Source organism: Colwellia sp. BRX8-7 (assembly GCF_014077275.1).
Taxonomy (GTDB): domain Bacteria; phylum Pseudomonadota; class Gammaproteobacteria; order Enterobacterales; family Alteromonadaceae; genus Colwellia_A.
This window is the reverse complement of sequence record NZ_JACGVP010000010.1, coordinates 1-25,536: the sequence shown is the minus strand read 5'-3', so window position 1 is coordinate 25,536 and position 25,536 is coordinate 1. Positions and strand designations below refer to the sequence as shown.

At 37.9% G+C, this 25,536-nt stretch carries 19 protein-coding genes and 1 riboswitch; of the genes, 8 read left to right on the top strand and 11 right to left on the bottom strand.

Translation table 11 applies throughout. The annotated features are described in order from the left end of the window. Positions 1-8: 8 nt before the first annotated feature. Positions 9-365 (bottom strand): ribosome hibernation-promoting factor, HPF/YfiA family, encoded by a 357-nt coding sequence (hpf, locus tag H4J57_RS11055; RefSeq protein WP_070376060.1) that lies wholly within the window; start codon positions 363-365, stop codon positions 9-11. A gap of 313 nt (positions 366-678) precedes the next feature. Here hpf and H4J57_RS11050 point away from each other — a divergent pair, with 313 nt between their 5' ends. After that, on the top strand, positions 679-1,782 hold the full coding sequence (locus H4J57_RS11050) for a 1-acyl-sn-glycerol-3-phosphate acyltransferase (protein WP_182242926.1): 1,104 nt from the start codon (positions 679-681) through the stop codon (positions 1,780-1,782). A 67-nt stretch (positions 1,783-1,849) separates the two neighbouring features. Here H4J57_RS11050 and H4J57_RS11045 read toward each other — a convergent pair whose 3' ends face one another. Beyond that, positions 1,850-3,247 carry a hypothetical protein gene (locus H4J57_RS11045; protein WP_182242924.1) on the bottom strand — a complete coding sequence of 466 codons (1,398 nt, stop codon included), beginning with the start codon at positions 3,245-3,247 and terminating at the stop codon, positions 1,850-1,852. Between the two features lie 182 nt (positions 3,248-3,429). Beyond that, entirely contained in the window at positions 3,430-4,869 is a 1,440-nt protein-coding gene (locus tag H4J57_RS11040) for a hypothetical protein (RefSeq protein WP_220470075.1), read from the bottom strand. 466 nt (positions 4,870-5,335) lie between these two features. Between H4J57_RS11040 and pepN the strand changes: the two genes are divergently transcribed. Further along, entirely contained in the window at positions 5,336-8,038 is a 2,703-nt protein-coding gene (gene pepN / locus H4J57_RS11035; RefSeq protein ID WP_182242923.1) for an aminopeptidase N, read from the top strand. Between the two features lie 76 nt (positions 8,039-8,114). Here pepN and kdsB read toward each other — a convergent pair whose 3' ends face one another. From kdsB to H4J57_RS11010, 5 genes are all read right to left on the bottom strand, one after another. Next, entirely contained in the window at positions 8,115-8,894 is a 780-nt protein-coding gene (kdsB, locus tag H4J57_RS11030; RefSeq protein ID WP_146798336.1) for a 3-deoxy-manno-octulosonate cytidylyltransferase, read from the bottom strand. A gap of 22 nt (positions 8,895-8,916) precedes the next feature. Further along, positions 8,917-9,096, bottom strand: a complete 180-nt coding sequence (locus tag H4J57_RS11025) for a Trm112 family protein (protein WP_070376055.1) — start codon at positions 9,094-9,096, stop codon at positions 8,917-8,919. Positions 9,097-9,129: 33 nt separating this feature from the next. Then, on the bottom strand, positions 9,130-10,218 hold the full coding sequence (gene lpxK / locus H4J57_RS11020) for a tetraacyldisaccharide 4'-kinase (protein ID WP_182242921.1): 1,089 nt from the start codon (positions 10,216-10,218) through the stop codon (positions 9,130-9,132). A 21-nt stretch (positions 10,219-10,239) separates the two neighbouring features. Further along, positions 10,240-12,000 carry a lipid A export permease/ATP-binding protein MsbA gene (msbA, locus tag H4J57_RS11015; RefSeq protein ID WP_182242919.1) on the bottom strand — a complete coding sequence of 587 codons (1,761 nt, stop codon included), beginning with the start codon at positions 11,998-12,000 and terminating at the stop codon, positions 10,240-10,242. A 92-nt stretch (positions 12,001-12,092) separates the two neighbouring features. Beyond that, positions 12,093-14,543: a DNA internalization-related competence protein ComEC/Rec2 gene (locus H4J57_RS11010; RefSeq protein WP_182242917.1), complete on the bottom strand. Its 2,451-nt coding sequence runs from the start codon at positions 14,541-14,543 to the stop codon at positions 12,093-12,095. A gap of 61 nt (positions 14,544-14,604) precedes the next feature. Here H4J57_RS11010 and H4J57_RS11005 point away from each other — a divergent pair, with 61 nt between their 5' ends. Next, positions 14,605-15,117: a DUF2062 domain-containing protein gene (locus H4J57_RS11005; protein WP_182171061.1), complete on the top strand. Its 513-nt coding sequence runs from the start codon at positions 14,605-14,607 to the stop codon at positions 15,115-15,117. Between the two features lie 64 nt (positions 15,118-15,181). Here H4J57_RS11005 and lolE read toward each other — a convergent pair whose 3' ends face one another. From lolE to H4J57_RS10990, 3 genes are read right to left on the bottom strand one after another with little or no spacing between them, the layout of a single operon-like run. Beyond that, positions 15,182-16,471 (bottom strand): lipoprotein-releasing ABC transporter permease subunit LolE, encoded by a 1,290-nt coding sequence (lolE, locus tag H4J57_RS11000; RefSeq protein ID WP_182242915.1) that lies wholly within the window; start codon positions 16,469-16,471, stop codon positions 15,182-15,184. Positions 16,472-16,480: 9 nt separating this feature from the next. After that, positions 16,481-17,164 carry a lipoprotein-releasing ABC transporter ATP-binding protein LolD gene (lolD, locus tag H4J57_RS10995; RefSeq protein ID WP_182215095.1) on the bottom strand — a complete coding sequence of 228 codons (684 nt, stop codon included), beginning with the start codon at positions 17,162-17,164 and terminating at the stop codon, positions 16,481-16,483. Next, on the bottom strand, positions 17,157-18,395 hold the full coding sequence (locus tag H4J57_RS10990; RefSeq protein ID WP_182242913.1) for a lipoprotein-releasing ABC transporter permease subunit: 1,239 nt from the start codon (positions 18,393-18,395) through the stop codon (positions 17,157-17,159). Before H4J57_RS10990 ends, lolD begins: the two co-directional genes overlap by 8 nt. 330 nt (positions 18,396-18,725) lie before the next feature. Here H4J57_RS10990 and H4J57_RS10985 point away from each other — a divergent pair, with 330 nt between their 5' ends. The 5 genes from H4J57_RS10985 (at position 18,726) to H4J57_RS10965 (ending at position 25,234) form a co-directional block, all read left to right on the top strand. After that, positions 18,726-20,798 (top strand): M13 family metallopeptidase, encoded by a 2,073-nt coding sequence (locus H4J57_RS10985; RefSeq protein ID WP_182222049.1) that lies wholly within the window; start codon positions 18,726-18,728, stop codon positions 20,796-20,798. Positions 20,799-20,949: 151 nt separating this feature from the next. Continuing rightward, positions 20,950-21,094, top strand: a riboswitch (cobalamin riboswitch). Between the two features lie 122 nt (positions 21,095-21,216). Continuing rightward, positions 21,217-21,822: a cob(I)yrinic acid a,c-diamide adenosyltransferase gene (gene cobO, locus H4J57_RS10980; RefSeq protein ID WP_182215101.1), complete on the top strand. Its 606-nt coding sequence runs from the start codon at positions 21,217-21,219 to the stop codon at positions 21,820-21,822. Between the two features lie 1,081 nt (positions 21,823-22,903). Beyond that, a complete protein-coding gene (locus H4J57_RS10975; protein ID WP_182242911.1) occupies positions 22,904-23,359 on the top strand; it encodes a cytochrome C in 456 nt (151 codons plus the stop codon). 17 nt (positions 23,360-23,376) lie between these two features. Then, positions 23,377-24,765, top strand: coding sequence for an MBL fold metallo-hydrolase RNA specificity domain-containing protein (locus H4J57_RS10970; RefSeq protein ID WP_182242909.1), 1,389 nt, complete (start codon positions 23,377-23,379; stop codon positions 24,763-24,765). A 16-nt stretch (positions 24,766-24,781) separates the two neighbouring features. Continuing rightward, positions 24,782-25,234: a universal stress protein gene (locus tag H4J57_RS10965; protein WP_182242907.1), complete on the top strand. Its 453-nt coding sequence runs from the start codon at positions 24,782-24,784 to the stop codon at positions 25,232-25,234. Positions 25,235-25,536: the final 302 nt, after the last annotated feature.

Here is a 25,536-nt window from a genome sequence, read left to right as displayed (position 1 = left end):
CTTTGAAATTAGTTCAAATTCATTTCTTGAACTTTCTCATGGGCAATTTCAGGCGTAACTGAAACAGGTTTACTGTGTAAATTTGCTTTTAATTGGCCTTTTCTATGTTTAAGTGCGGCATCAAGCTTTTTGGCTACACTCGCAATCGCGGGAAACATAACATCGTCTTCTGCTGATACAGCAATACGACCACCTTCATAATTTGTTGTTATTTCTGCGCCATATTTTCCATGCTCTTTTGAAAGAATAATGTCTAATGAGATCAGCGTTGGAAAATGGTTAGAGATTTTTAAGAATTTTTCATCGATATGTTCTTTTACACCATCGGTAACATCTACGTGGTGACCTGAAAGATTTATTTTCATAGGTATTCCTTTTGTTTATTGCTCTATTTAAGACTTGAGGGTAAAGTCGAAAAACGCAAGGCCTTAGTATGAAAAAAATAGAAATTAATTCATAAAAGAGCTTACACAATTAACTGTAGCAAAAATTATACATTTTATTCGGATTTTGCTTCATTTTTTATATTAATATTATTATTTATCGCTAAGCTAATGAAATTATATTATTTAAAAAAGTAAAGCATAAACAATAGGAGCCTTTTCATTTAAAAAACGGTTATAATATCCGCCAATTTTTAAGTTAATTAATCGCTGTTAAGCAGTAAAGAGACCTTACATGTTTGATGATATTCGCCCTTATCGTGACGATGAGGTTGCAACTGTGATCCGAAAACTGATTAATGACCAAGGGCTACTTTCTTCTATTGCTAGTTTTAAAATGCCTCGACTGTACAAGCTTCTACCGGTAATTTGTCGCTCAGTGGTAAAATGGACGTTAAAGTTACGCGTGAGTAAGTTTCATAACATCGAAGACATTCAACGTGAAGTAGCAAAGTACTTGCATCACCTCGTAAAAAAAAGTACCGATGGTTTTACTTTTCATGGCTTAGAGAAAATTGATACAAGTAAACCTATGCTGTTTATCAGTAATCATAGAGACATAGTACTTGATGTCGCATTAATTAATTGGGCGTTGTACAACAGTGGCATTAATACCGTTGAGGCAGCAGTTGGCGACAACTTATTGCATCAACCTTGGGTTGCTGACTTAATGCGTATTAACAAAAGCTTCATTGTTAAACGTAGTGAAGAGTCAAAACGTGCCATGCTCAATGCGTCAAAGCAATTATCAGCCTATATTCACCATACAGTTTATGAGCGCCAACAAAACATCTGGATAGCACAGCGAGAAGGTCGTGCTAAAGACGGGATAGACAAAACCAACTCGGCTTTAATTTCAATGTTATTTCTAAACAAAGACAAGCAAACGCCGCTTGCAGACTATTTAAATGAAATTAATATTGTACCTGTTTCAATTTCGTATGAATTTGATCCCTGTGATAGAGATAAAGCCATCGAACTTGCAGAACGAGAAGCAACGGGGTGTTATAAAAAGAAAGAAAACGAAGACTTAAATAGTATTACACAAGGGTTAATGGGGAAAAAAGGTCGTGTTCATGTTGAGTTCTGCCACGCGATTAAAGGCGACTATGCCGATAGTAAAGCCGTTGCAAAAGCTATTGATAAAGAGATTATCAGTAACTATAAATTATATGACAGCAACTTAACGGCTTATGCACAGCTTCACCAGCAAGATGACATTAAACAAAGCGTAATGAATCAGTTAAATAGCAGGATGTCTGATTTAACTGAACAGCAGCAGCATTGGTTATTAACTATGTATGCAAATCCTGTTAGAGCGAAACAAGCAGTAGATTAATGGCTAACAGTAACGTGTATTAATAAAAAACGGCGCTTTATAGCGCCGTTTTCATATAAAGATAACCTTATTTTTTTATTGATATGTGATAATTTTTTACATTATTAGCAAAAGAGTTATTATTTTCATTTTGATAATACAATAAATAATTTTCATATTTATCAGTATCTTCACTTTGTACCAAATCTGTACTGGTACCCAATACAAGGGTCTCATCATTAATAATACCTTCATAACCAGGTAAAGCTGTAGTTACGGGTAATTGACCAGTAATTCGCCCATAACTTGTCCATTTAGCTGGCATAGGTGTATTATTTTCGGGGTGGTAAGCTTGATAATTGACGGTAATTATAGCCAAAGGATAATTAGCAACATTACTGTAATCATAACTCCAGTCTGATTTAATTTCTGAGAAATAAATATCATCAACATCTGGTTTTTTAGTCGTCGCGGCTAAGGCAAAACTAGTGTTGAAAGCTGAAGAAATAACTTGATGCTGGCTCGATATTTTTATTTGACCAAAAGCAGAATCAGTTTCAGATAAAATAACCTCTGCATTTGATTGATAAACAGTTTCTGAAACGTAAAGATGGCTATTAAATAAATCAACTGAGTTATCATCTTCAAGAACTTTTGTTGCAAAATGTGCCTGCCCCAAAAATAACTGTTGTGTTGTAAAAGGCTGATGATTTTTATTTAAGCCAATTTGTTCAATGGCGGCGAAAGCTGAGAGTTGCCATACAGCTTGATTGTCGCTATTAACGGCTGTTTGACTAAAATCATCAATAAAGCCAGCAGCACCCAAAACGTTACTGTTATTTCCAGTACCAACAAGCGAGAAAGAATGTAGTGGCCAAGCGCCATCAATTGCTCGGCAAGCTTCAACATTAATAAAGTCAGTGCGTTGTGAGTCTACAGCTTCAGTGCTGGTAAATGTTGCTGAGCTGGTTACTTGAGTTATATCAGAGATAGGGGTATGCGATACTTCAACATTTCGAGTAATACATTCACAATTAGCATCAACAACTTTACTGATATGTTCTGCCTGATAAATAGCGGGCGTTGTTGCTTTTACCCGATGAAAACTAACAAAATCTAAACCTTCCACTTTTCCTTCTTGCTGAGTTTTAGCAACAAGTGTGTAATTGATGAGTTCATTGTCTGATAAAAAACTAAAAAGTCCATCATCGTTTGGCTGTAACTTTGTAACAACACTCCAATCATTATTTTGAATAAACAACTCAACATCAACAAACGGTAGTTTTTCGCCACATTTATTGGTCAGTGTAGACGTTAATGAAAAAGCATAACTTTTTGGCGCTGTTGGGGTCGTATTATCGCTGCCACCACCTCCTCCACATGCTTGTATACCCAAAAAGATAGGCAGTAATAAAAGTGTTTTTTTATAGTTGTTTAACAATGAGTTTATTGGGCGGTTTTGTAGCTGAAATAATTTTAATAGCATATCAAGAATTCTTCCTAAGTTTAGCGATCCATTACAGTAATTATAAAGTAATCACCACTAAGACTTAAAGCACTAATATCATCGAGTCTTGTATTCATTATAAAAAATGATATTTTAGCTTTATATAAAGAAAAAAGATCAGCAAATGCTGATCTTTTGATATTTAAATTAACGTGTTAAGTTTATTTTTGCTGATAGAAAGCCGACATAGCTTTATATAATGAATATAAGTCAACTTTTGAACCTACCGCATAAGGAGAGTGAATTGACAAAATGGGTACACCAAAATCAATTACTTCCATATTGTCATTAGACAAATCGCTACCAATAGTTCCGCCAGAAGCTTTACCTTTATAAGTCGATGTTTGCCATTTGATTTTATTATTATCTAAGTAATTACGTGTCCATGCCATGTACTCTGAATTAGCATTAAAACCACCACCGTAAAGTTTCAAGTTAATACCGTTACCCAAACGTGGCGCATTGCCTAATTCCCAAACACCAGCCCAGTTAGGATTAACACCCGGGTTAACATCCGCTGAAATAACTTTGGTATTACGCAAAACTTTACGTAACTGGTAATCGTTATAATCGTCACCCATTTGGTTGTATAACAAGCCACTTAACATATCAACAAGATAAGTTGAGCTTGCCCCGGTATTATTAATATTGCCCACTTCTTCGTTATCCACTAAAAAGGCAACCGAGGTATACTCTGGAATTTTCTGTTCAAAGATGGCAGTAACAGCGGCAATAGAGCTTGCCTTATCATCTTGGCCATAAGCAGCGATCATGCTGCGATCAAAGCCAACATCGCGAGGTTTAGTTGCTGGCACTAAGGCTAATTCAGCAGACACTAAGTCTTCGACTGAAATGTCATACTCTGTTTTTAAGAAATCGGTGATCAATTCTTTTATTGATTTATCTAAGTCAGGCTTAGCTGCGATAATAACATCAAGTTCTTCTTTCTTGATCACATCACGACTTTTACGATCCCTGTTTGGATGATCAACATGCGGGGCTAAATCAGGTACCATAAAGATGGGATCGTTTTCATCAAAGCCAACAGAGATATTAACAACTGTCCCATCTTTTTTGTCAACGCGGCCAACCAGTGCTAAAGGGATATTGACCCATTGATAGGTTTTAATACCACCATGAACATAAGTCTGCAGCATAGCAAACTTCTCTTTTTCATAAAGCGGTCGTCCTTTAAGTTCTAGGCGAGGTGAATCAATATGAGCGCCAACAATACGAGTACCTTGCTCAAGGCCTTTTTTACCAATAACAATTAATGAAATAGTACGGTCACGATTGACGTCATAAAAACGAGCACCTGGCTTTAAGTTACTTTTTTCAGACAAACGCTTAAAACCTTGTTTCTCAGCACGTTTTATAGTTTCTGTAACAAAGGTTAATTCTGTTGGTGTTTGATAAATAAAAGTTTTGTAATCGGTCGCATATTTTTCAACGGCAACTAACTCACTTTCAGATAAATTTAGCCAGGTTGATGGTGAAACTTTCTTTGCTTGATCTTTTTCAGCGGTATCTGCATAACTATGACCAGAAAGGGCCATAGTACTTATTATTGCGATGCTTGTTAGGGTTCTTTTTATGTTCATTATTATTTCTTTTGATTAATGGCTCCTGATTATAATAAAGAGAAGTAACGTCCCCTTACAAGGTTTATTCGTTTGAACAGATAGAAAATAAGATGAACGTCGGCATTTTAATCTCCTTATTACAATAAATGCTCATCGCGTTGATCAATATTACTCAGCACAATTAACTTTTGACATAAAGCAGCAAACAAAAACAATAAAAAGTGAATAACAAACAACACTTATTTGACATGAATAAATACTAAGAAAATACTAATACCACTCTGTTTTAATTAAAAAAGTAGATAAAAATAAGTTGATAAAAAGCAAGCCTTGTTAAAAATCAGTTGAAATTCGATCAACTCCATTATTTACGCGATGACTGAAGTAAATTCCCCCCGCTTATATGATATAAATACTGAGGTATTTACAATGAAAAGTGTTTCCACTAGGAAATCTTAAAAATAATAAAGTAGGATCTGGGTAAATGACATTAAATAAATCTCAAATAGCTAAGGCGCTGTCCATTGCTATTATTGGCTCAAGTGTTGCACTGATGGGCTGTGAAAAAGCAGACACAGCAAGCGACTCAGCAGTCGCTGAAACCGTACAACAACAAACAAGTTTATTACGCACTCAAAGTGAATCACTTGAAGCAGTTTATGCTGAGATGCGTGCTAAACAAATCAGCAACGTTAGCTATAAGTTAAGTGTGACGATTGATAATAAAAGCGAAAGTTTTTCTGGCTCTACCGAATTACTCTTTGACTTAGTAGAGAACAATCAAAATGATTTAACCATAGATTTTGATGAAGGTACTATAAAATCATTAAAAGTTAATGGCAAAGTAGTTAAGTTTAGCTATGAAAAATGGTTTATCACTATTCCTGCTAGCGAGTTAACTGCGGGTAAGCAAAGTATTACTATAGATTACCAGCGTCCTTACTCTACTGACGGCTCTGGTTTCCATCGTTTTGTTGACCCTAAAAATGGTGAAGTTTACTTATACACCGATTTTGAACCTTATGACGCGAACCGATTATTTCCTCACTTTGATCAACCTGATTTAAAAGCCAGCTACGAAATACAAGTGACCGCTCCCGCTCATTGGCAAATAATTAGCGCCACTCGCGAAACAACTATTAGCGAAAACGGTGATAACAAAGTATGGTCATTCCCTGCTTCAGCAAGATTCTCTTCTTATGTTTTCTCTCTTCATGCAGGTAATTACGCTGTATGGGAAGATGATTTTGAAGGGATGAAATTGCGTTTATTTGCTCGTCAAAGTTTAGCCGAATACGTTAAAACTGACGAATGGTTTATTCCAACCAAACAAAGTTTTGCCTTCTTCAATAAGTACTTCGATGTGCAATACCCTTTTGGCAAATATGACCAAATTGTTGCACCTGACTTTAATGCCGGTGCTATGGAAAACGTTGCTGCGGTTACATTCAATGAAGGCTATATTGCACGTGGAGAGAAATCAACCAGTGCTCGTATGAGTCTTGCTAATGTTATTGCTCATGAAATGGCACACATGTGGTTTGGTGATTTAGTCACCATGCGCTGGTGGAACGGCTTATGGTTAAATGAAAGTTTTGCTACTTATATGGCCAACTTAGCTATTGCAGAAGCCAGCGACTTTGAGAACAACTGGGATGTATTCTACTCTGGTACTAAACAATGGGCTTACCGCACTGATGACTCAGTGAACACTCATGCGATAGAACTACCGGTTGCTTCTACGGGTGTTGCTTTGTCAAATTTTGACGGTATTACCTACGGTAAAGGCGCATCAGTATTAAAGCAATTGCCTTATTATTTAGGTGAAGAGAATTTCCGTATTGGTGTCAGCAATTACTTGAAAAAGTTTTCTTACCAAAATACTGATTTAGAAGATTTTATCGGTGAATTAGGCAAAGCTGCAGGTAAAGATATGACCCAGTGGACACAAGACTGGTTATATAATGCAGGCTTAAACACCATCAAAGTTAATTACCAATGTAGTGACGGTAAAATTAGCGCGTTTGCAATAAACCAAACAGCACCAGAAGGTTACCCAACATTACGTGAACAACGTGTTCAAATAGGTTTATACAATGTTAGTGCTGATGGTAATGCGATGAACTTAACCTCTGCAACACCTATTATGTATAAAGGTGCGACCACTGAGATTAAGGCCGTGATAGGTCAAGCATGTCCTGATTTGGTTTATCCAAACGAAGCCGATTGGGGTTACGTAAAAGTAGATCTTGATGAAAAGTCATTGGCATCAGCACAACAACACATTAATGCGATTGATAACCCCACTATGCGCTTAATGCTATGGCAGAGTTTGTCTGACAGCGTCAACGATGCAAATTTAGCCGCTGACCAGTTGGTAACGTTTGCCATGGCTAATATTGAAGGTGAAAGCGATTATAACGTATCACGTAAAATTGCGAGTACGTTAACCTCGGCTTTAGGCTTCCTAACTGTTGCAACACGTTTAGAGCAAAAAGATTATACAGCGCTTTATATGGACGTTGAAAACTTATACTTACGTTTATTAGAAAATGCCGAAGCGGGTTCAGACTTCCAAAAACTTTGGTATGGCCGTTATGTTGGTGTAACGAAAACAACTAAGCATTTAAATCGCTTACAAAACATTTTGAACGGTGAAAAAAGTTTTGATGGTATTACCATAGATCAAGACAAGCGCTGGACATTAATTGCTAAAATGAACCGTTACCAACATGGTAATTACCAAGCATTATTGAGCACTGAAGCCAAAAAAGACATTACCGATTCAGGTGTTAAAAGTGCTATTTATGCAGAAGTTATTCGACCTGAGGCTGAAGTTAAAGAAAAATGGTTTAACATCGTTATTAATAACCCTGACAAACTAAAACTTTCTACCCTTCGTTACATTATGTGGGGTTTATTCCCTGGTGAGCAACAAGCTTTAGAAGCGCCTTATAAAGCTAAAATTCTCGCACACATCCCTAAGTTAAATGAAGGAAGTGATTTAGGTTTATTAGAGTCTTTTGCCGGTAGCATGTTGCCGACACAATGTAATGCAGTCAGTGAAGCAGAATTAGCGCAACTGATTAAAGACTACAGTGGTATGAAGCCACAAGTGTTAAAGACAGTCAAAGCTAGCCATCAACAAATTGGTCGCTGTGTTAAAGCGCTTGAACTATTAAAATAATATTTCGTTAGCGTAATAAAAAGGCCTTATGTGAAAACATAAGGCCTTTTTTTATTTTATTTTATTTTATAAAAAATTAAAGCGTTAAAGCGTAAGCTCTAGCTTTTTCTAGGTCTTCTGGCGTATCAACCCCTTCAACCGCTAAACGAGTTTCTGCTACCGCAACATGAATTTTTTCACCTTGCCATAATACGCGCAGTTGTTCTAAAGACTCAATTTGCTCTAATTGACTGGCCGGCCATTGCACGTAATCTTTAATGAACCCAGCACGATAGGCGTAGATACCAATATGGCGTAAATAAAAATCGCCAATAGCAGCGACACTTTCCTCATTAAGAAAGCGATCTCGGTCATAAGGGATCGTCGAACGGCTAAAGTACATCGCATAACCGTGTTTATCTGTTAACACTTTAACCGCGTTAGGATTAAAAGCCTCTTCAACGTCATGGATATGCACAGCAAGTGTCGCCATTCTAGCTTGTTGCTGGTTTGTTCTTTGCTGGTCCGCTAGATTTCTGGCAACTTGAGCAATATTTTCAGCGGGAATAAAAGGCTCATCCCCCTGAACATTAACGATAACCTGATCATCGTCAAAGTTATAAATGTTCATCACTTCGGCTAAACGTTCGGTACCCGATTGATGATCGGCACGAGTTTTACAAACCTCGCCGCCAAATGCTAATACCGCTTCTTCAACCTGCTTATTATCAGTGGCCACAATCACTTGGCTAGCACCGCTTTGCTGGGCTTTTTCAACAACCCATTGGATCATCGGCTTACCATTAATATCGGCTAACACTTTTCCCGGTAAACGAGACGACTCAAACCGAGCAGGTATTACAACAATAAAAGACATTTAATTCTCCAAATATATTTAATTAGTCATTTTCAGTAATACGGCGCGCTTCACTTTCTAATAAGACCGGAATACCTTTTTCAATAGCGTAAGCAAGGCGGTCGAATCTACAGATCAATTCTTGTTGTTCTTTATTGTAATCAAGTTTGCCCTTGCATGCTGGACAAGCTAATATTTCCATTAGTTTTACATCAAATGCCATGTTTATTCTCTTATTTATCAGTTTATTTATTAGTTAACTTAGCGTGAATCTAGCCTTAATACGGCTCAGTTTATCTGCTTTTACTTTGTCAAATAGCGCATCTAAAAATGGCGTTATTTGTTTATTTTCAATATGGGCATCAACCGGTAAATACCACCAGTTATTTTTAGCAAAAGACGTACATTTTACCGCGTCTTTTTCTGTCATCAAAAGTGGAATATCGTCAGAAAAACTGACAAATTGTGCTTCATTATAATGCTGGTGATCTTTGAAACCTACCGATGCTTCAAGACTAAAACCACTATCAACTAAGGTTTTAAAAAAACGACTAGGGTCACCAATACCGGCGATAGCATTGATACGCTTAGTGTGACTTTCGTTATCATTAAACTGTTGATAAAAATCAGTTAATGATAGCTGCTGCTTGGTTTTAACATTGACTACCATTTTTGCCATTAAGGTCATTGTTATTTGTGGTATACCGACTGGATAGATTTTATTATCGGTTGGTGTTGCGCCATTAAAGATAAGCGCGTCGACTGTTTTTAAACGCCATAAACCTTCACGTAATGGCCCTGCGGGTAATAACAAGCCATTTCCAAACACGCGTTTACCGTCAATAACAATAAGCTCAAAATCTCGTTCTAAGCGATAGTGTTGTAAACCATCATCAGCAATAATAACGTCGCAGCCTTGCTGCATTAACAACCTGGCACTCGCCACTCGATCGCCGCCAACCACAACAGGAATATCATGGCGTTGATAAATTAATAAAGGCTCATCGCCTGTTTCAGCTGCGCTACTGCTTGCATTGAGTAAATAGGGATAGTGCGGTGCTTGTCCGCCATAACCTCGACTAATAACGCCAACTTTCATGTTTTGTGCTAAGCATTGCTTAATTAAGTACAAAACCACCGGTGTTTTTCCGTTACCACCAATACCAATATTACCCACCACCACAACAGGGATGTCGATACCAAAAGATTTAAAAAAATACAGTTGATAGCATTTTCGTCGTAACGCGGATAGTAACCAAAAAATAACGGTTAACGGTAACAATAACGGCACGAGCAGCCATTTTGCTGGGTGTTGAAAAAACCAAACCTTTTCAATTAAGCGCATAGCAAAATCTCAACCGTCATTTTATTCGCTAAATTGAAAGTTGTGTAATTTTGCATAAGCACCTTCTTTTGCTAATAACGTTTGATGATCGCCCTGTTCAAGAATTTTCCCTTGTTCCATAACAATAATTTTATCGGCATTTTCAATGGTAGACAAGCGATGAGCAATAACAATACAGGTACGATCTTTTTGTAAAACTTGCAAAGCATCTTGAATATGACGTTCTGACTCGGTATCTAATGCACTGGTTGCTTCATCAAGAATTAAAAAAGGTGCATCACACAATAATGCTCGAGCGATAGCAACACGTTGGCGTTGCCCACCAGAAAGTAAAGCACCATTATCACCAATATTAGTATCTATTCCGTCAACCATCTTTTCTGCAAACTCAAGCACATGAGCACTTTTAGCCGCAGCTAAAACTTCGTCACGACTGGCGTTGGGTTTACCATAGGCAATATTATTAGCGATAGAGTCATTAAATAACACCACTTGCTGAGAAACATAAGCAAACTGAGCACGTAAGTCTTTCAACTTGTATGAGGTAATGTCTTTTCCATCAATTAATACTTTACCCGCTGTTGCATCATAAAAGCGCAGCAAAATTGCACTGGCGGTTGATTTTCCACTCCCCGAGCGACCAACCAAAGCCACTGTTTCTCCAGCATTCGCGGTAAAGCTTAGTTGAGTAAGCGCTAATTTTTCGTCGTTAGTATAAGAAAAATCAACTTGTTCAAAAGCAAGTGTTCCTTTGGCTTTCTCAAGTGATTGTTGGCCCGTGTCTTTTTCATTTTCTTGGTCAAGCACTGCAAAAATACTGACACAAGCCGCCATACCATTTTGAAAGTCACTGTTAACCGTAGTTAGTAACTTTAAAGGTCTCAGTAGCATAGTCATACAAGTAATCACCGTTATGAAAATCCCTGGCGTTAAGCTTGCTTTCATACTTTCTAAATTGGCAACGTAAAGTACAAACGCTAACGCAAAAGAAGCGATAATTTGTATTAAGGGTACGCTGAAAGATTTAGTGGCCACCATTTTCATGCGCTGTTGGCGATTATGTTTATTTATCTGACCAAAACGTTCGAATTCACGTTCTTGCCCGCCAAAGGTTAAGACAACCTTATGAGCGTTAAAGGTCTGCTCGGCAGCAGAAGTGACTTCTCCCATCGCATTTTGAATTTTTTTACTAACTTGGCGAAAACGTTTCGAAACCACAGTAACAATAATAGCGATGATAGGAGTTATAAGGAGGAATATTGCTGATAACTGCCAACTGTTGTAAAACATAACCGCGAGAAAGCCAATCACCATAGCACCTTGTTGTACTAAGGTAAGTAACGCTTTACTCGTTGCGTTCAGCACTTGTTCGGTATCAAAGGTCAGTTTAGAGATTAACGTCCCAGTAGACTCTTTATCATGAAAAGTCACCGGTAGTGCCATAATGTGTTCGAATAAATTTTGTCTTAAATCGGTAACGACATTATTACCCACCCAAGCTAAACAATAATTACCAAAAAAATGGCAGATACCTCGGATAATAAAACAAACAATAACAAAAAGTGGGGCCCACTTCATAAAGTTAGGATTAGCATCAGTTAAACCATCATCGATTAATGGCTGTAACTGCGAGAAAAATAAAGTGTCGATACCGGCATAGCCAAGCATCCCTAATATAGCGATGACAAACCCTGCTTTGTAAGGTTTGGCATAACTCATTAAGCGTTTAAAATTTTGCCACGTTGTGGCTTGTGCGGCTACTTTGCTTTTACTTGCTAACATTCAGTCTCTCTGTGACTTCGCGATTAATTATTCATATCCAAGCCATTTTAGCGTTATTTCTTAGTTGCAACCAACTAATAATATTTACAACGTTAATTAGCAAACCAATATGGCTTGATATGCAGACGATAAGATTGAATTTCAAGGGCTTGTTCGGTAATGTTTATGCGGATCATTCCATGCTCAGCAGTTGCATACGGCGTTACATTAAGCTGATGATAACGTTTAAGTACCGCTTTATTAGGCATCTTCCATCGATTCATAAAACCCGCACTAAAGATAACGGCCTTGGGTGAAACCGCTTTAATAAAACGCGTACTTGATGAGGTTTTAGAGCCATGGTGCGGCGCAACAATAACATCAGCTTTTAACTGATTAGCGATTTCAGTATTAGCGACCAGTATTTTTTCAACTTTATGAGGAATATCACCCGTTAATAGCACCTTATGTTTACCATCAGAAATATGGATCACGCACGAATTATCATTTTCTTTATCTTCAAGAACCACCGGCCACAACACAGAAAAAGTGAGACCTTGCCAAGTAAAGTCATCGCCTTGTTTACAACTGTACATGTTAACAAAACTATACCTGCCAACATCTTCTACCGGTTGATTATATTTGATGTGCTTAACGATAATTTTATTTAGCGCCATTTTTTTATCGATAAAAGCCAAGCCACCAGCATGGTCGTTATCTGCATGACTTAACAGTAAATAGTCAAGAGTGGTCAAACCTTGATACTGTAAATAAGGAAAAACCACACTTTCTGCCAAGTTAAATCCACTGGGGTAACTTGCCCCAGTATCGTATAAAATAGCCTGCCCATGCCTTTCAATAACAACCGCTAACCCTTGCCCAACATCAAGGACATTTACTTGCCAATCATCATTTTTTTGTTGGTCATTAAAAAACATATAACTGAATAAAAAAGTGAGTAATAGCGCAACAGCCAGTACTTTTTTGGGTAAGGCTAAAAAATAACTGATGAAGCATAAACCGCTGATTATCAAAATAATCATTAATGTCTGATGGCTAACGTCGATAAACAGCCATTGTTGGCTCGATAAGTAACTTAGCCACTGCCAAATAAACGTTAATGATATTAACGATAACTCAAGAAAAAACATAGCCAGCGTTTCACTAAAAGGCATAGCAACCACAGACAATAAACATAACGGAATAGCGGTAAAGCTCATCCAAGGCACGGCAATAATATTAGCAAGTAATGCAGAAAGAGGCAGTTGATGATTCAATAAAGCCGCCACGGGCAACATAAATAATGTTAAGCCTAGCTGGATAATAATTAGAGAGTGGAGCCAGGCTTTTATTTTGTCAACTTGACCATCACCCGATGTTAACAGTAACTTTCGACATCGCCAGATAACCAATAATATCAGTGATACCGCATAAACGCTTAGCCAAAAACTGACACTAAATAGACTAAAGGGTGATATTAATATAATGCAAACGATACTCAGTAATAACCAACGTATTATTGTTAATTTAACCCCCACGAGCTTAGCGCAAATAAATATTTGCATCATGATCAAGGCACGTAATGTGGGTAAAGAAAAGCCGGCAAGATAAGCATAAAATAGTGCGACTAAGCTACTAAAAGCGAAAGCCACGATACGGCTGTTCTTTTTTACCAACCATAACTTGCCTTTTTGAGTTAACAGTACGTAAAACGGACTATAGCGAAAAAACATCAACATGAATCCAAAAGCACCACTGGCAATTAAGCCTAAGTGTAAGCCAGAAATAGCCATTAAATGCTGTGTTCCTGTTGCTTGTAAAACTTGCCATTGCTCAGCCGTAATTTTGCCACGCTCGCCAAAGGTAAGAGCAAAAATAAAACGGTGCAGCTCGTTTGTTAAAGTCAATGAGTCTATTAATTCATTGAGTTGCAGGTACAATTGTTGACGATAACTAGACTGCGCTGCTATTAGTTTATTTTTTGATGAATGTTTTACATAGCCAGTAGCATGGAGTTCCTTTTGTCTTAACCATGTTTGATAGCTAAAACCGCCAACATTTGCAAAACCATGGGCAGGTTTTACTCGCACCGTAAGTTGCCATTTCTGGCCTTGGTTAATCTTAGTAACTTTTTTTAAGTGATCCGGTTTAACAGACTTATGATCCCAACGCAGACGAATATTTATCTTTGATTGAAGTTTTTGTTGATTGACTTCTTCAACAACAAAATTAAAACGTGATACTTGCTTGGTCGTTTCATCCTTTTTTGTTTTACGCGTTAATGACTTTGGAATATTAGCAACCACACCTCTTACCGTTAAGGTTGTACCGAAAAAATCATCTGTAATTAGGCTATTAACTTGCCATATATTTTGATAAACGAAGCCAGCATAGAGTAACCAAGCACAGCCAAAAAAGAGCCCACTATAACTCCGTAACCTTTTGATGAGACAAAAAATGACAGCAAAACAAAAACAAATATAAACTTGCGAAATGTCTGGTACTATCGGTAAGAATAGTGACAAAATAGCACTGATAAAAAATGTAAATAGCCACCGTTCCATAGTGATTAATTTCCGTATCTGTCTAATCGATAAATAAAGCCTAGATAATATAAGTAAGTATATGCCTAAAAAACTCTTCAAGCGTTATATGCCGGATCACAACACCATAAAAAATAATAAACATTTAAAAATTTTTGGTGCGTCATTGCATAACCCCAACTTATGGCATTTAAACCGTAATTCTGTCGCAAAAGCTTTTGCCGTAGGTTTATTTTTTGCCTTTATCCCGGTACCTTTTCAAATGGTTTTAGCTGCTGGTGTTGCTATTATAGTACATTCGAATTTGCCACTTTCTGTTGCACTCGTTTGGATAACTAATCCGCTCACAATACCCGCAATTTTTTATGGCTGTTATATGGTTGGCATCTGGCTACTAGGCCGATCTGAAAAAGAATTTGTATTTGAAGCGAATTGGCAATGGCTGGTTGATAGTTTATCAACTATTGGACCAGCATTTTTACTTGGCTGTGGCGTGCTAGCGGTACTTTTCTCGCTAATAGGTTATTTTTCCATACATGGTCTATGGCGATATTCTGTTATCAAACAATGGAATAAACGTAAAAGTAGAAAGTAAAAATCTGCTCTAGTCTCGCGTTGGTGATAAAAATTATCGGTTAATAATATAAAAGTGAAACCCGCTACATTTGTCCTAACACCTGCGCTGGCTCAACTTTAGTTGCTTGCCATGCGGGGTAAATAGTCGCCAGTAGACTCATCAGTAAAGCAGTACAAACAGTAATTACAACGTCAGCTTGGCTTAAGTGAGTGGGAAGAAAGTCGATAAAATAGATATCACCTGATAACACTTTTACGTTAAGAAGTGTTTCTACTGCAGTAACAATATCAGTTAAATTTAATGAGATAACAATACCTAACACTGTCCCCACTAGACAACCCACGACTCCATTAACCAGTCCTTGAAACATAAAGGTCATCATTATAACGCTCGCCGGTGCTCCCATAGTTTTTAAAATAGCGATATCACCTTTTTTCTCATTGACTGCCATAATAAGCGTTGAAACAATATTAAAACTTGCTACCGCTATGACTAATATTAAGACAATAAACATCACTAATCGTACAAGTTGTATATCATTAAAAATATGGCCGTGACTTCGTGTCCAATCATAAATGGCAACATAAGTATCATCAAAGCTATAAGCAACATCACGTATTACCTGGGGCGCTTGAAAAACATCAGCTACTTTTATGCGAATTCCCTGAACTTGCCCCTTCGCGAGATTAACCATTTTTTCGGCATGCTCAAGTGAAAGATATACAGAGTTTTCGTCAATCGTACCGCCAAATTTAAAAATGCCAACAACTTTTACTTGGTGCTTAACCGGCACAGGAAATTTAGCACTCGCTTGCTGGTTATTTTTTTGGGCAATAACACTCGATAGTAACAATTGTAGTGAGTCGCCTAATTCAAGTTGTAATTTTTTTGCAACTCCCGAACCGATAACAACACCAACCGTAGGGTTTTCGGTATTTTCATTATCAACGATCGCTTGCCAGCTGCCGGCAATCATATAATCGGCAATGGTAGAAACTTGCTGTTCTAACTTTACATCGACACCACGCACAGCAACGGCTTTGAGTTCACTGCCATGTTGCATCATACCGGTAAGTTTTATCACAGGTGCAGCGGCTATCACTTGTGGATGTTGTTGTGCTTTCGCCACGTGTTTTTGCCAGTTATCTATCGGCGTATTAATAGCAATTAGCTCACCGTGAGGAATAACCGACAGCAAATGTTGCGCTAATGCTCGCTCGAAACCGTTCATTGCTGAGAGCACTATAATCAATACCATTACACCAAGCGCAATACCGATAGTGGAAGATGCTGAAATAAACGAAGAGAAGCCATTACCGTTTCGGCTACGCACATAACGTAAACCTAAAAATAAACTTAATGATTTGGTCATTTAAAAGCCTTAACTTTCAAGGGGCGCTAACCGGCCGTGCGATAAACGTAGTTGACGATCCATTCTGGCAGCAAGTATTAAGTCATGGGTAACAATAACAAAACTGGTGTTTACCGTTTTATTAAGGTCACGTAATAACTGATATATTTGCTCTGCGGTATCAAAGTCTAAATTACCTGTTGGTTCATCAGCTAATATTAATGAAGGTTTAGTCACTAATGCCCGAGCAATAGCGACACGTTGACGCTCACCACCAGAAAGCGCGGAGGGCCGGTGCTCAAAGCGGTGACTTAACCCAACCTGTGTGAGCATTTCTTGTGCGGCAGCTAGGGCCGATTTAGGTGAATCCCCGCGAATCAGTAAAGGCATTGCCACGTTTTCTTGTGCTGAAAACTCCATCATTAAATGATGGAATTGATAAATAAAACCAATATGTTTATTGCGAAATTTAGCACGTTGCTTGTCAGATAACTGGTGGATATCAACACCGCTAATAAAGACCTGCCCTGAAGACGGAGAATCTAGTGCTCCAGCTATATGTAAAAAAGTACTTTTACCACAACCAGAGCTGCCCACTATAGCAACAAGTTCACCCGCATCTACTGACAAATCAAGCCCGTCTAAGACTTTGGTTTCAATGCTACCTTGATAATATGACTTTGATAATTGCTGACAAAGTAAACCTTTACTCATTTCGTAAAACCTCGGCAGGCTCTGTTAAAGAAGCCTGATAAGCGGGATATAATGTAGCAATAAAACTCATCGCTAACGCTGATAAAACAATACTAAACACATTGTTCACTGATAGTTCGACGGGCAAAGACTGCCCTGCTCCCAATAAATTAACACCGAGAAGGGTAAATATAGTGTTTAAGTTTAAGGTTAGTATGGCGCCAACCACAGTACCGATAGTGACGCCCCAAAAACCATTAACTAAACCTTGAGTAATAAATATTTTTACCACGCCAAGACGATCTAGCCCAAGTGTTTGTAAAATACTAATTTCACCCTTTTTTTCGATAACAACCATCACTAAAGCGGAAACAATATTAAACGCGGCAACGGCAATAATTAAGCTCAACATCAACCACATCATATTTTTCTCCATGCGCACAGCAGAAAATAAAGCGCCTTGAGTATCGCGCCATGTCGTAAAATCATACTGTGGATATTGTTGTTTTAAACGTTTGACCACTTGCTCAGCAGCAAAAGCATCATCAAGATACAAACGAAGTTTTTCAACGCCATCACCTCTTTGTCGATGAAGTTTTGCGCCATCTTTACTGTGAATATAGACCAGTCCTTCATCAACTTGTGAGCCAACACTAAAAATACCAGCGATGGTAAAAGTGCGTTGCACCGGAATTCTCCCCATTGGGGTAAAGACGGTTTTATTAGGCAGTGTTAAACGTATTTTATCACCCAAATCGACATCAAGTTGCCTTGCTAACGACTGTCCGATAACAATGGCAAAGCTCTGTGTCGATAGATTATCTAAATGTCCTGATACCATAGAGTTGTTAACAATATTGTGCTGCTCGAATTCAGGCATGATTCCTTGAATGAGTACACCGCGTAATGCGCCAGAATTAGCTTGTATGAGTGCTTCACTTTCCAACAAAGGAGTAACTTTTTTAACTTTAGGCGTAAGTAATAATTGTTCACGTAGGATTTGCCATGTAGGTAAAGCATTGTTTTTGTTTTGCTGAGGTTGATTGGCGACGACAATATGGGGAACTAGACCCAATATTCTCCGTTTTTGTTCACCTTCTAAACCGTCCATAACGGAAACAACGGTGATCAATGATGCGACACCCAGGACGATACCGACAATGGAGAAAAAAGTGATAAAGGATACAAATCCAGAACTTTTACGGCTACGACTATAGCGTAGCCCAATGAAAAAACTGACGGGTTGAAACATTAATTAAACTTCATCTTATGTTATTCAGTAAGAGAACGATTACTCTATAAGTAGCCACAGCATAGCACAGTCAATGTTTTATTTGGCAGCAAAAAAGCCAACAATTAATATTGATAAAAATCAAAGTGAAAAATATTACGATTACTTTCAATTAGTTAAATAAAAAAATAAAAAAATCATCAGGCTTAATGTACAAAATAAAATACGGCACTGCTGATACATTATGTAAAAATTCATGTCCAAATCTAGTAAAAAGCCCTGTAACCCTTTAGTATCAATGCGTTTACCATTTTATAACCATATTCTTTACTTAATAATAATGAGATTACCATGAAAAAAATAATAACAGGTGCAGTCTGTTCTTCGTTATTGTTGCTTGCCGCTTGCAACGACAATCCAGAAAGCACTGAGACAACTAAGCAAGAAATGCCTATCATGCAAAAAACTGCATTAGCTTCAGGTATCGACAAAGCAACAATGGACTTATCCGTTCGTCCACAAGACAACTTTTATCGTTATGTAAACGGTGCTTGGTTGAACGCTAATGAAATCCCTGGAGATAAAACGTCAATTGGTGCCTTTTATGACTTACGTGACGAAGCTGATGACAATGTAAAAGTAATCATTGAAGAATTAGCAGCAACAGAAAATTTAAAAATGGGCAGCGACGAACAAAAAGTAGCTGACTTATTCCGTTCATATATGAACATGGATGCACGTAATACTGCAGGTACGGCTCCTATCCAACCATTATTTGATAGCATCAATGGTTTAAAAGACAAGAATGAACTTGCGACATTTTTTGGTGAAAATCAAAAAAATGGTGTAGGTAGCCCATTAGCGTTTTATATCAGCGTTGACGGTAAAGACTCAACTCGCTACGCCACTCATATTTGGCAAACAGGTTTAGGCTTACCCGACAGAGATTACTACTTTGATGAAACCGAACGTTTTGCCGCATTACGTAAAGGTTATGTTGCTCATATTGAAAATATGTTCAACTTAGCTGGTTTGAAGAACGGTAAAGCTGCTGCGCAAACGGTCATGGCAATTGAAACTAAATTAGCAGGTTTTCATTGGACAAAAGTTGAAACTCGTGACAGCAGTAAAACTTACAATAAATTCGATGTCGCTGACTTAAACACAGTTACTGATGCATTTAACTGGAATGCTTACCTTGCTGCTCAAGGCGTATCAGCGCAAAAAGACATCATTATTAACCAACCTTCATTTGTTAAAGGTTTTGGCGAAATATTTGCAGCAACCTCATTAGCTGATTGGCAAACTTACTTAACTTTCCATACCTTAAGTAACTTTGCTGGTTCTTTAACCGCTGACTTAGATAATGAAAACTTTGACTTTTATTCTCAGCAGTTAAGAGGACAAAAAGAACAACGTCCAATGTGGAAGCGTGGTGTTGGCGTAGTTAACAGCAATTTAGGTGAGGTTATTGGTAAAGTTTATGTGAGCCGTCACTTTAAGCCTGAAGCTAAAACCCGAATGACACAACTTGTTGAAAACTTACGCGGAGCATATGGTGCAAGTATTGATGAACTAGAGTGGATGTCTGATTCAACTAAAAAAGCTGCCCATGTAAAACTAGCAAGCTTTGATCCTAAAATTGGTTACCCAAATAAGTGGGAAGATTACTCCGCACTTGTTATTAAAGGTGATGACTTAGTTGGCAATAAAATGCGTTCTGGTAGTGTTTCTCATCAAAAAGAAGTCGCTAAGTTAGGTGGTCCAATTGATAAGCAAGAATGGGGCATGACGCCGCAAACTGTTAATGCTTATTACAATCCAACTAAGAATGAAATTGTTTTCCCTGCAGCCATATTACAACCACCATTTTTCAACTTAGCTGCTGACGATGCGGTTAACTATGGCGGTATTGGCGCGGTTATCGGTCATGAAATGGGTCATGGATTTGACGACCAAGGGAGTAAGTATGATGGCGACGGTAACATGCGTAACTGGTGGACTGAAGCAGATTTAGCGGCCTTTAAAGTTCGCACCGATGACTTGGTAAAACAATACGATGGCTATTCAGTATTTGAAGACTTAAATGTAAACGGTTCTTTAACACTGGGCGAGAATATTGGTGATTTATCAGGGGTAACTATCGCGTATAAAGCTTATATTGCTTCATTAAATGGTAAAGAAGCACCGGTAATTGACGGACTAACTGGCGATCAACGTTTCTTCATGGGCTTTGCTCAAGTATGGCGTGGAAAAAAGGTTGAGAAATCATTACGTAATCAAGTAGCAACTGACCCTCATTCACCTGGTGAGTTCCGTGCATTAGGCTCTTTATCTAACATGCCTGAATTCTACAAAGCGTTTAACGTTAAAGAAGGTGATGCTATGTATATCGCCCCTGAGAAACGTGTAAAAATTTGGTAAGCCAATGGCTTAGTTAAATAACGTTATTATTAGAAAACACTAAAATGCCAACAACTATTGTTGGCATTTTTATTACTGAAAATTCCTGGCCTTAGATTCTATTTATCAAAAACATAAAATCAATGGTGTTTAATGCCGCTAGATATTGTAAATAATTATAAATCTCGTAAACTAACGCAACGTAAACGTGTTTAGGGAATAAGGTGAGAAACCTTGACTGTTCCCGCAACTGTAAATTGTAGTGACTTAAGAGTTGCCAATGAGTCAGCATACCTATCCACAATAAAATCACCACCATTAACATCAATAAAATCGTGCGGGAATACACGGTAAATTGCTATTTTTTAAGGGACCCCCTTAACGTTAGCCTTGCCTTTTCTCCTCTTTAAAATGACTATAATTATCAATAGGAATACTCATGGTTGACGAAACACAAAAAAGTGAAAAACACCAAGCACGCATGCAAAAAGTAAAAGATAAAGTTGATGCAAGAGTTGATGCTGCCACTGATGAACGCGGTATATTAATTGTAATTACAGGTAACGGTAAGGGTAAGTCAACATCAGGATTTGGCACGCTAACTCGCGCAGTAGGACACGGTCTAAACGCAGCAGCCATTCAATTTATAAAGGGCACTTGGGCTTGTGGCGAAAGAAATGTCCTTGAAAAACTCGGCGTACCTTTTCACGTGATGGCAACAGGGTTTACTTGGAATACACAAGATAAATCAACCGATATTGCCGCTGCTCAACTTGTTTGGAAAGAAGCAAAGAAACTATTAGCTGACGAAACCATTGATGTTGTGCTACTTGATGAACTGACTTACATGCTGTCGTTTAAATACCTTGATCTTGATGAAGTACTAGACGCCATCGCTAATCGCCCGCCTATGCAACATGTAATAGCCACAGGCCGTGGCGCACATCGTTCACTCTTAGAATTAGCTGATACAGTAAGTGAAGTGCAATCGATTAAACATGCTTTTGATAATAATATAAAAGCACAAAAAGGTATTGATTGGTAATAACTCAGCCATATTGATACCAACTGCGTCATGCTGATAACAACTACGTCATGTTGATACCAACTCCGTCATGTTGATACCAACTCCGTCATGCTGATATCACTCCGTCATGTTGATAACAACTACGTCATGTTGATACCACTCCGTCATGCTGATACCAACTACGTCATGCTGAATTTATTTCAGTATCAGCATGGCGAAATGACAACCTAAAATCGAGCTTTCATGTGTTACACGCATAATGTCTGAGATTGATCTCTTCAGATCACTTTTACTACAAAGACGACATATCTTAATTTTAATAAGTAGTCCGCTTAGCCACCACAGCGGTCGTTCATCATCTAATAATTAAAGCTTACTTTGATAAGTATTGCAGAAGTTAGCTTTTGGTTTTTCTTTAGGTAGACTGTTCGCTCAGGCTGTGTGAAAACACTCAGCTTACAATTTTTATGCAACGCTATGTAAATTCAAAGGTAGTTTGACACCAAACTTACTACAGATTTAAATCTACAGAGCCTTTTGTCGTTGATATTTCCAAATTACGCAAGTTCAAAATAGTTTTCACACAGCCTGCGCTATCAGTTGACCTTAATATTTATGTATTAAAGGTTCGTTAAGCTTTTCTGCCCTTATTGGTTTGTTAGCTGGCATTCATCCGGCAAAAAGTGCCGCTAAATTAGCCCCCATAAAAGCGCTGCGCACTGAATGATTTATTCAGTGTTATCGGATAGACAAAGTTATTTACCTACTTTATTCATCAGCTGTTAGTTTTTCATTAACGTCTACATCATTGATCTATATCAACGTATTCCCAAGAAAAATTGAATCCTCAAATAAGAACAACTAGACTAAAAATCAACCTAATAGTGGAAAGCGCTATGTGTAATTTTTTTGGAATTATCTGCTTTTTAACTTGTACTGCTATCCCAGTAGAGTCTTTGATATCACCAGAAAAATGCTTATCTATACAATTTGTAGATATCAATAAGCAAGAAAAAATTCTAATACTATTGAGACTTTACTCATGGTTTTGATCAGCGCTTTAATTAATTCAACTTAAAAAAGTAATTAAGGAATAACAATGAAATACATTCTATTCACTTTACTTATCGTTTTGTCATTAACGCTATTCAGTTGTGATAAAGGGGTTGATTCCCCACGAGGATTTAGCCTGCCTAAAGGTAATATTGAAACAGGTAAAACAGTTTTCTTAAAGTACCAATGTTTAGCGTGCCACACACTAAAAGGTGTTGAGGACTCCAGTATTGTAAAACAACAAGATATCTCTGTTTCCCTTGGAGGTGAGAAAACTAAAATCATAACTTACGCTGAATTCGTTACTTCAATAATTAATCCATCTCATAAATTCTCCAACCCGCATTCGCCTGAGGTAAGAACACCTCAAGGAAAATCAAAGATGAAGGTCTTTAACGATGTTATGACCGTGACCGAGCTTATTGATTTGGTGTCCTTTTTACAGCCAAATTACACATTAAAACCTTATCAACAAACCAGATATCAGTATTATCCACACTAATCCTTATGGGAGCTAAAATGAATATTAAATTTTTCGGTGCCACTCGTGAAGTCACGGGTTCTTGCTATTTGGTGCAAGTAAACAACAAAAATATACTTATTGAATGTGGGATGTTTCAGGGCTCTCATGAGCATGAAAAACACAATCGCGACCCCTTCCCTTTTGATGTTAGTGAGCTAGATGCGGTGATCGTCAGTCACGCACACCTCGACCACACAGGTCGATTACCCATGCTCATAAAAGAAGGTTTTCATGGTTGTATCTATACTCATAATACCACGGTAGATTTATGTAAAATTATGCTCCTAGACTCAGGCTATATTCACGAAAAGGAAGCCCGCTGGGAAAATAAAAAACGTGAGCGTAAAGGTTTAGCATTAGTAGACCCCCTTTATACGAGAGCAGAAGCGGAGACAACCTGTCAATATTTTAAAGGACTTACCTATGATGCCGAGTTAGAAGTATGCCAAGGCGTTAAACTAACCCTTAGAGATGCGGGTCATATTATTGGTTCGGCTATTGTTGAATTAGCACTCACTGAAAACGGCGTTAGTAAAAAGATTGTCTTTAGTGGCGATTTAGGCCATAAAAACGCCCCTATTTTACGTGATCCGTTCACGATTAAACATGCTGACTTGGTCATTATGGAAAGTACATATGGTGACAGATTACATCGTAGTTGGCAGGATACTTGGCAAGAAATGGGTAATATTATTGCTAATGCTAAAAGTAGTAAAGGAAACATATTAATTCCTGCTTTTACCGTCGGCAGAACACAAGAGTTACTTTATGAATTTAAGCAACATTTTGAGGAGTGGCAATTAGGCGATTGGCAAATTTTTCTCGATAGTCCTATGGGAATAAAAGCTACTAATGTTTATGCCAAGCACCGCGAAGTTTACGATGAGAAAGCAATTGATGTTCAACTACAAGATAATGGGATATTTAATTTACCTAACTTGCATATGTCAGAAACAACAGAATATTCGATGAAAATAAATCAAATATCTTCAGGCGCCATTATTATAGCGGGTAGCGGCATGTGTACAGGGGGGCGAATTAAACACCATTTCAAGCATAATATTTGGCGTGAGAATGCTCATGTGCTTATTGTTGGCTTTCAAGCTAGAGGAACATTAGGTCGATCGCTTGTTGAAGGCTGTGAACACATAAAGTTGTGGGGAGAAAAGGTACAAGTTAAAGCAAATATTCACACCGTTGGCGGATTCTCTGCACATGCTGACCAACAAGGCTTACTTGAGTGGTATCAAGGCTTCGAAAACAAGCCACCTGTAGTTCTCGTACATGGGGAAGTAGAAGCCATGGATATACTTGCGCAAAAATTAAAACATCAATATCAAGTTGATGTTACGCAAGCAAGCTATAAGCAAAATATTATTATTTAAAATGAAGGAGAAATTTATGTATAAGCATATTTTATTTGCCGCAGAACTTAATGAGACGAAGAGTTATATCGAAGATAAAGTCACGCAACTACAAGAACTCACTCAGGCAAAACTGAGTGTTATTCATGTAGTTGAGCCCATACCAAACGCTTACTATGCTGGTGTATACGGTACTATGCCGGGTTTGGACCCCATAGATAGTATAGGAACTACTAGAGCACTAGCAGAGCGTGCCAAAGAGATACTTCAGCCTTTGGCTAAAAGGTTCAATATTCTAGAGCAAGATTTGCATATACCAATAGGACATATTAGTGGCGAAGTTTTTGCTTTTGCAGAGAAAGAAAACGTTGATTTAATTATCACCGGAAGTCATGGTGTACATGGCTTGCAATTACTACTAGGATCTACCTGTAATGCTATTTTACATGGGGCAAAATGTGATGTCTTAGCCGTGCGTTATCCAGAATGATTATTACTATGCCACCCATGATAATTCTCCGCAGTAATAATGCTCTGAAACACTGCTATCCATTGGCCAACAACAATGCATGTATTTCATCTTGTAAGCCTTTGCATATCGATTTTTATAGATGTTGATTAAATGAATGAATTTCAGGCAAGCTTTACTTCTCCCCCAAGGTAGCCGTATTTTTTCTTGTGGCTTTCTTGCTGTTTTTGAATGTAGCTATGTTTACGCGCTATTCAAACAAGCTTGGGCATTTGCTTTACCGTGTGCGCGCTTTAACCCCACGTGCTCAGTAAATTCACACA